The organism is Nostoc commune NIES-4072 (assembly GCF_003113895.1).
Taxonomy (GTDB): domain Bacteria; phylum Cyanobacteriota; class Cyanobacteriia; order Cyanobacteriales; family Nostocaceae; genus Nostoc; species Nostoc commune.
The window spans coordinates 4086487-4094447 of sequence record NZ_BDUD01000001.1; the positions used below are offsets into that span (position 1 = coordinate 4086487).

At 43.4% G+C, this 7961-nt stretch carries 8 protein-coding genes; 6 read left to right on the forward strand and 2 right to left on the reverse strand.

Features of this window, described 5'->3' with window-relative positions; translation table 11 throughout:
* The first annotated feature begins 114 nt into the window (after window positions 1–114).
* Window positions 115–723: a DUF4360 domain-containing protein gene (locus CDC33_RS17960; RefSeq protein ID WP_181374059.1), complete on the forward strand. Its 609-nt coding sequence runs from the start codon at window positions 115–117 to the stop codon at window positions 721–723.
* A 247-nt stretch (window positions 724–970) separates the two neighbouring features.
* Here CDC33_RS17960 and CDC33_RS17965 read toward each other — a convergent pair whose 3' ends face one another.
* Window positions 971–1987, reverse strand: a complete 1017-nt coding sequence (locus CDC33_RS17965) for a sulfate/molybdate ABC transporter ATP-binding protein (protein WP_109009637.1) — start codon at window positions 1985–1987, stop codon at window positions 971–973.
* Between the two features lie 466 nt (window positions 1988–2453).
* On the opposite strand from CDC33_RS17965, the gene chlP reads away from it, so the two are divergent.
* From chlP to CDC33_RS18000, 5 genes are all read left to right on the forward strand, one after another.
* The gene (gene chlP / locus CDC33_RS17975) at window positions 2454–3674 is read left to right on the forward strand and encodes a geranylgeranyl reductase (RefSeq protein ID WP_109012617.1); all 1221 of its coding nucleotides are present in this window, start codon (window positions 2454–2456) and stop codon (window positions 3672–3674) included.
* Between the two features lie 428 nt (window positions 3675–4102).
* Entirely contained in the window at window positions 4103–4714 is a 612-nt protein-coding gene (locus tag CDC33_RS17985; protein ID WP_146195837.1) for a hypothetical protein, read from the forward strand.
* Between the two features lie 339 nt (window positions 4715–5053).
* Window positions 5054–5371, forward strand: a complete 318-nt coding sequence (locus tag CDC33_RS17990; RefSeq protein ID WP_100899385.1) for a DUF433 domain-containing protein — start codon at window positions 5054–5056, stop codon at window positions 5369–5371.
* Window positions 5368–5718, forward strand: a complete 351-nt coding sequence (locus CDC33_RS17995) for a DUF5615 family PIN-like protein (protein ID WP_109009641.1) — start codon at window positions 5368–5370, stop codon at window positions 5716–5718. The genes CDC33_RS17990 and CDC33_RS17995 overlap by 4 nt, the downstream gene beginning before the upstream one ends.
* A 124-nt stretch (window positions 5719–5842) precedes the next feature.
* On the forward strand, window positions 5843–7195 hold the full coding sequence (locus tag CDC33_RS18000; protein WP_109009642.1) for a pentapeptide repeat-containing protein: 1353 nt from the start codon (window positions 5843–5845) through the stop codon (window positions 7193–7195).
* Window positions 7196–7214: 19 nt separating this feature from the next.
* On the opposite strand, the gene CDC33_RS18005 is transcribed toward CDC33_RS18000, so the two are convergent.
* Window positions 7215–7829 carry a Uma2 family endonuclease gene (locus tag CDC33_RS18005; protein WP_109009643.1) on the reverse strand — a complete coding sequence of 205 codons (615 nt, stop codon included), beginning with the start codon at window positions 7827–7829 and terminating at the stop codon, window positions 7215–7217.
* Window positions 7830–7961 lie beyond the last annotated feature (132 nt).

Genomic DNA, 7961 nt, shown 5'->3' on the forward strand with positions numbered 1-7961 from the left:
CCAACTTATCGAAAGATTTCTTTCAATCGCTGTGAAGAAATTTTTGACTCTGTGTCTTGAGACATAGTTATTGACAACAAACCTGAGAAGCTCTCCTTATTTGAGATGAAAGATATGAAAGTTTTAACTGCTCTTATTTCCAGTTTGACGCTACTGAGTTTAAATGTTGTGGGTTTATCGGAGGCACAGGCTCAAACACCAGCATTTCAGTTTGAAAGTGTTCCAGTAACTGTTTTCGGAAATGGCTGCCCGTCGGGAGATGCCGTTGTAAGTTTGGTAGGAAATACTCTGTCTGTAACTTTCCCTCGATTTCAGGCTACAGCTGTATCTCCTAGAGTTGTATCACAATCTTGCAATCTCAGAATTGGGCTTAATATACCTAGAGGCTACAAAATTCAGCCCATTAACCTGAGGTATTCTGGTTCTGCAAATGTGCCTCAGGGAGGTACTGCTGCCCTAAGGGTTAGACCAGTGTTTCAAGGGCAAGTAATTCCATCTACGAATGATCTAAACGCAAACTTTCCGTCTGGCTCTTCAGGTGGATGGTTAAAAGATGTAGCTATTACAGGAGATACAGTAGACGCGTGTGCTAACCGAGTGAGTTCGGTTTTTGGCATCAACACAACTTTGATAGCGCGTGCTACAAATGTGGCTGCGGGGCAGCGAACTCAAATTGGATTCAATGGAATTTATAGAATTAGGTTTAATTTGACTCCTTGCTAGTAGGAGCAGATATAGCGCTGCCATGTAGAAAGTCGAATGTTAGAGGATTAAATTAGCCCTCACAAAAAATCAATGAAAAGCCAGCGCACCAGCCTCAGTATGATACTAAGCTGGTGTTTTTGTATATCTTTATCTTTGTGCAATCTGTCTCTGATTACACTGGTTACTGGTGGATTTGGCAAATATTCTGGCAACGTTTTTCTGCTGCGCCCTAAAGCAACAAGCATAAATACTTCAACATTGCCAACTAAATTGAATAAGACAGAGGGAAGGACTTGGCATCCTTTGGCTTCACATAGACTCGCTGTTTCGGTTCTAATTCTAATTGGTTAAAGCGATCGCGTGTTAAATGCGCCATCACCACTTGCCCATCATCGAAAGTTAATTCTACCTGAATTTCCCAACCCAAATGTATCAAACGGCTTACTGTCGCAGCCGTAGTAGAACCGTTAGCAACTTTTTCCAAAATCACATCTTGCGGACGCAAAAACACTTGTGGGTGTGGCGCATCAAATCCGCTACTTTGAAAAATCTTGGAGTTGCTGGGTAACACATTTACCGGCCCAATGAAGCTCATCACAAATGCAGTGGCAGGATTATCATAAATTTCTGCTGGTGTCCCCACTTGTTCGACACGCCCTCTATTCATCACCACAACTTCATCAGAGACTTCCATTGCTTCTTCTTGATCGTGGGTGACAAAAACCGTGGTAACATGAACCTCATCATGGAGATTGCGTAACCATGCCCGTAAGTCTTTACGGACTTTAGCATCAAGTGCGCCAAAGGGTTCATCTAGCAGTAATACTTCAGGTTCTACTGCCAGTGCCCTTGCTAATGCTACCCGTTGTCTTTGACCACCAGAAAGTTGTGATGGATAGCGATCGCCTAATCCACTCAATTGCACCAATTCTAGTAACTGTTCTACCCGCCCCTTAATTTTCTTTGGCTGTGCCTTGCGAATTTCTAAGCCAAAGGCAATATTCTGTTTAACAGTTAGATGTTTAAATAGGGCATAGTGCTGAAACACAAAGCCAATATTGCGCTGTTGCACGCTTTGGTATGTAGCGTCCTTACCGGTAAGCAGGATTTTGCCGCTATCTGGCATTTCTAAACCTGAAATTAACCGTAGTAGCGTAGATTTACCTGATCCCGATGGGCCGAGCAAGGCAACTAGCGAACCACTCTTAATTTCCAGGCTGACCTGATCAACTGCCTTGAAACTCCCAAATTGTTTGGAGACATTCTCAACTACTATACCCACTGCGGCTATACCTCTGCAACTAATCTACAGTTCCCTGCTAGGATTACTGTGTCTTACATATACCATATATCGTTAGTTAGAGATAAACAATATTTAGCCAAGATTTAGCTACTACAACTGCCGCAATCGAGGAAGCTGGGGAGTGAGGGAGTGCGGGAGTGGGGGCAATACGGTTCGGTTAAAGGGCAAAGGGAAAAGGGGAAAGGTTTTCAATACATCCTTTACCCTTTACCCCTTACCCTTTCCCCAGACCACAAGGAAAGTGAAAAATGCTTATCCGAACCGTATTGGGAGTGGGGGGATGAGGGAGATGAGGGGATAAAGAAAGTGTTTTCCCAATGCCCAATTCGTATCGAAACATTAAGGAATATTGCATTTGTGCAGGAACCTGAAGGAAAAGCGCCAAATCACTAGAAAGACCGTGGTAGTATGCTCTCGGTAAATGTGAAGATTGGGAGAAAGACCTTTGACACTACGGGTTGCTGTTATTGGGTCAGGCCCTGCTGGTTCATCTGCCGCAGAAACACTGGCAGCCTCTGGGATTGAAACCTACCTGTTTGAGCGGAAGCTAGACAATGCAAAGCCTTGTGGGGGTGCAATTCCTTTATGTATGGTGAGTGAATTTGACTTACCACCAGAGATTATTGATCGCCGGGTACGGAAGATGAAAATGATTTCGCCTTCCAATCGTGAGGTAGATATAAATCTGGTAAATGAAGAAGAATATATAGGAATGTGCCGCCGGGAAGTACTAGATGGCTTTTTGCGCGATCGCGCGGCAAAACTCGGCGCAAATCTAATTAATGCAACTGTTCATAAACTTGATATACCAGGAAACAATACCGATCCCTATACCATCCATTACGTTGACCATACAGATGGGATATCACAGGGTATTGCCAAAACTCTGAAGGTGGATCTAATTATTGGGGCGGATGGGGCTAATTCTCGCGTTGCCAAAGAAATGGACGCTGGGGATTACAATTATGCGATCGCTTTCCAAGAGCGGATTCGCTTACCCGAAGACAAAATGGCCTACTATAACGACCTCGCCGAAATGTATGTCGGTGATGACGTTTCTACCGATTTCTACGCTTGGGTTTTCCCCAAATATGACCACGTAGCGGTTGGTACTGGCACAATGCATGTCAATAAAGCCAGCATCAAACAGTTACAAGCTGGCATCCGCGCCCGTGCTTCGGAGAAATTGGCAGGCGGTAAAATCATCAAAGTAGAAGCGCACCCCATTCCTGAACATCCCCGTCCCCGTCGTGTTGTCGGTCGCATCGCTTTAGTGGGAGATGCTGCTGGTTACGTTACCAAGTCTTCTGGTGAAGGTATTTATTTTGCGGCTAAATCTGGGCGGATGTGTGCCGAAACTATTGTAGAAGCATCTAATAGTGGTAGCCGTATTCCTACAGAAGGCGACCTTAAGGTTTACCTGAAGCGTTGGGATAAAAGATACGGACTCACTTACAAGGTGCTGGACATTCTGCAAACCGTGTTCTATCGTTCCAACGCCACCCGCGAAGCGTTTGTGGAAATGTGCGATGACCTCGATGTACAACGGCTAACATTCGATAGCTATTTGTATAAGACGGTTGTCCCAGCTAATCCCATCACCCAACTGAAAATTACTGCCAAAACCATTGGTAGTCTAATTCGGGGTAATGCCCTTGCACCTTAATTGAGTGCGGAATACTGGAAGTTGCAACAAATAAATTACCCAATACGGTTACAGTAGACCTGTTGCAAAAGTCCCTAACACCCCACCCCCAACCCCTCCCCGCTTGCGGGGAGGGGAGACAAAGCATAGCTTTGGCGGGGTGGGGTTCTTATTTTTGATTTATCCAAGAGGTCTAGTGTAGGTTCACTAGCACTGTTTTCTAGCAGTTCCCTCAAATTATCTTCAGCATTTTTCTTTGCGATAATGAGTGCTACTAATAAATTAAGTTTTGTATAAATTAATGCTCTTGTAATTTTCACTTTGATATTGTAAGTTTTGTACAACTAAACTCAGTATTCTCACAGTAGTAGCCGTTGGTTATGTTGCTGCCTTTTAGAGTAAACCTAAACTCCTGAAAAGAAGGTGATTGCTACAGCTTGTGGTTGAGTTTGGTTGATAAAAACTTTACAAAACACCACAACATTATGATGAACAAAAAAGTGAAAACAAAAATTCAAAACTTTTGTAAACTCGTTTCAGTTTTTATAAGTATCTTTGTGGTTTCGCCTGCCTATGCAAGTGATTGGCTTCTATGTGGAAATCTCAGCCAGATCGATGTAAACAACGGTTGTCAGATTCCAAACTATCCAAGTGGTAGGTACGAATATGCAATTTCTTATAACACAAATGAGCCATTGCCAGTTGTTTGCAGTAGCTGGAATGTAGGATTGAGGATCTATAACAAACAACCGTATATGGTTTTATCTGATAATCCATCGGCGGGCATGAGTTATGGAGGCTTTATTTTTTATAGAGGAACACAAGCCTCTGATGATGCCACAGCTACATGTTCTTCTGGAGAGTGGCGTCATAGATACTGGCGATTAACTCAGAATAATGCAATTCAAACGGATTTCTACGGTAGTAACGGGTGCTATGGAGCTGAACTTCCAGTCTACTGTCGCGCACGCAAAGAAGCATCCACCAATAACATTTTGAACTTTGAACAAAAGAGATTAGCTCTGCTTGCTGACAGTAGTCTGCTAAAAAGTAATAGATAACGCGATGTGCGACTTTCTCTCAAATCTAACCCCCAACCCCTTATTTACCAGGTAAGCAAAGCAAAAATCAAAGCCTTTTGGACTGTGGGGGAGAAGAATGGAAGCGGGGTTCCAAGAAAAAGTCGCACATCGCGTTCATCAAAATTCTTAATTGTGGTAACTTGCTGGCACAAGCTATAGCGCTTCTGGGTTGAGTCGAATACAGACCTAACCTCCAGCCCCTTCCCTACAAGAAAAGGGGAGTAAGATTCAAAGCCTCTCTCTTAAAAGGAGAGAGGTAAAGTTCTGCATAGCAGAAACTCGCCTATGATCAAAGATAGTTGTAGCAGGAGCAACTAGATGCCAGTCGTAGTAGCCAAATTGTATGTAGAATATCGAAATGATGCTTATTGGGTTATAGATACCCGAATTTCCCTTGACTCTGTTGTATATGCCTTCCAAAGTGGGCAGTCACCTGAAACCATTGTTCAGTCTTTCCCCCTACTGACACTTGAACAAGTTTATGGAGCGATCGCCTTTTATCTAGCCAATCGTGCTGATATTGACGCTTACCTAGCAGCTGAAGAAATAGCTTTTGATGCGATGCCTCAACCGCTACAGGTTACTGATCCCGCTTTATATAACAAGTTGATGGCAGCTAAGGTAGCAAGAAAGTGAACATTTGTTACCAAGCCGATGCTGATTTGAATCAGGCGATCGTGACAGGAGTTTTGCGACGAGAATCTGCAATTGACTTCCAAACTGCCTTTACTGCGGGATTGAAAGGTGTAAAAGATCCAGAAGTATTGGCGATCGCCGCAAAGCAAGGGCGTATTCTTGTTAGCCATGACCGAAAAACAATGCCATCAGAATTTGCGGAGTTCATCGCAAACAATCAAAGTTCAGGAGTTATCATCGTATCTAGAAAGTTAGCGATTGAAGTCGTTATCGAAGAATTGCTGATAATTTGGTCAGCATCAAGTGCCGAAGAATGGGTTGATCGCATTGCAAAGCTACCTCTGTGACGCAAGCTAACAAATCGTTGGAGCAGATAGCGTTTCTCAGTCGTATGGAATAGAGGTTTTTGGTTTAGTGCAATTTCTGAGAAAACAGATGCTGAACTAAGTCTGCTGGGGCAAAATAGAAAACATGACAATTGAATCCGATTCCTCTAATCTACCAACCCCAGAACCAGTTCCAGAAAACGACTTGCAACCAGATGACTTTGACGGGAGTGCAAGTGAGAAAAACCTAAGCTCAGAAGCACTAGCGACACAACAAGCCCTAGCAGCGATCGCATCTTTGAAATCTCCGCAATATACAACTGCTATCCAACAAGCTCGTTCTGACTCTCAGCAACCTACTACCAAGCAATTCGTAGTTAAGCCGAGGGCATTGCTAATTACCTTAATAGCGATCGCCATCACCTTCATTGGAGTTATCCTCAATAACTGGATCGTCGGCATTATCGGAACGCTGATAACTTTGTTTTTATCCCTAGCGATATTATTGCCTTGGTTGCAAAAAGCATTATACGAGTGGTTTTCACCCCAAGAACGCACCCTGTTTGTTGCCATTTTGGGATTAATAGTAGCGATCATCGGCTTGATTAAGTTTACAGGTGTGGGCGATCGCTTACTTGTTTGGGGACGCCAGATTAACTGGGACATTGCTGGAACCCTAGCAGATTGGTTTGGTGCTTTGGGGCAAATTCTGATCGCCGTCATCGCCGTTTACGTGGCGTGGCGACAATATGTTATTTCCAAAGACTTGACAATTCAGCAAAACCTGCTAACAGTTCAGCAAAACATTATCACCCAGCAGCAGACAATTGATTCTTATTTCCAAGGCGTTTCAGATTTAGTATTAGATCAAGAAGGATTATTAGAAGATTGGCCCCAAGAAAGAGCGATCGCTGAAGGACGCACTGCGGCAATTTTAAGTAGTGTAGATGGCAGTGGTAAAGCGAAAATTCTCCGCTTTCTCTCACGTTCCAAGTTGCTGTCACCCTTACAACGCGATCGGCTATTAGGTCGAGCCATTCTCGACGGCAGTGGCGGATATGTAGAAGACCGCCTGGAAGGTGTCCGTGTCATCGATTTAGGCGTAACGCTAGCCGCAGCAGACCTTTCTGATACTGATTTACGCTGGACTGACCTGAGCGAAGCTAATCTTGTCCGCGCTAACCTGAGCGGTTGTGATTTAGTAAAAGCCAACCTCTCCCGCACTATTCTATATAGTGCTAATCTCAGTGGTGCCGACATCAACGGGATTCGCCTATTCTACGGTGTAGTGGATAAAGCATCACCCCGTAGTCGCACTGAACGACCAAATTATCAAACCGGCGAACACACTGGCGCTGTGGTGGAAAATGCCGATTTCACCAATGTACAGCGCATGTCTGAGTCTGCACGTAACTACTGTTGTACTTGGGGTGGTGAAAAAACTAGAGGTACGATTCCTGGTGGTTGTGAAGGTATTCCCAATAAGTTGGGAAGATAATTATAAGACTAGATAAAAATTAGTTAGCTGCATTAAAAATCTGCTGTGCAGTTAAATTTAATTGGGGAAAGGTAGGTGATGAAATCGCGGTGTTACCTTGAAACGCTGTCATTTGATATTCACCATCAACTAATTCGCACACAAAAATAGTAGGTTGTTTGGGATTCCCAATGAACTTTCTTGCACCCAATGCAGCATAATCAGCAATCCAATATTCGGGAATTCCCATTTCTTCATAATCCCTAAGTTTATTGTAGTAATCATCTCGCCAGTTGGTTGAAACAACTTCGATGACTATTGGAACCGATGCTGCTTGGCTTACTGTTGACTGTTTTTGAAAAAGCGGTTCATTGTCGAGATTATCAAGATTTAGCAGCAACACATCAGGCGAATAAGCCGATTCGGCAGAAGGAGTTTGGATCAATGCAGTTTTGGGTATAGTGTAGGGAAGATTTAGGCGATCAAACTCGACAGTTAGCTTACGGGCTATAAATCCTACAACTTTTTCATGCGAACCGGTTGGAGGCGGCATTTCAATAATTACTCCTTTGTGCAATTCATAGCGTTTTCCATCGTTGGGATACCATTCGATAAATTCATTAAAGGTTAGTAATTTGGGCAACGCTTGGGTCATAATCTTACCTCCATATATGTTTTACTTTATCATCCAATAAATGTTGATTAGGATTACAAATATATTAAATGGCTTTATGTCAATTCTTGGGGGTTGCCTAAATTCAATCAACGACTGTCCGAATTCAATAAA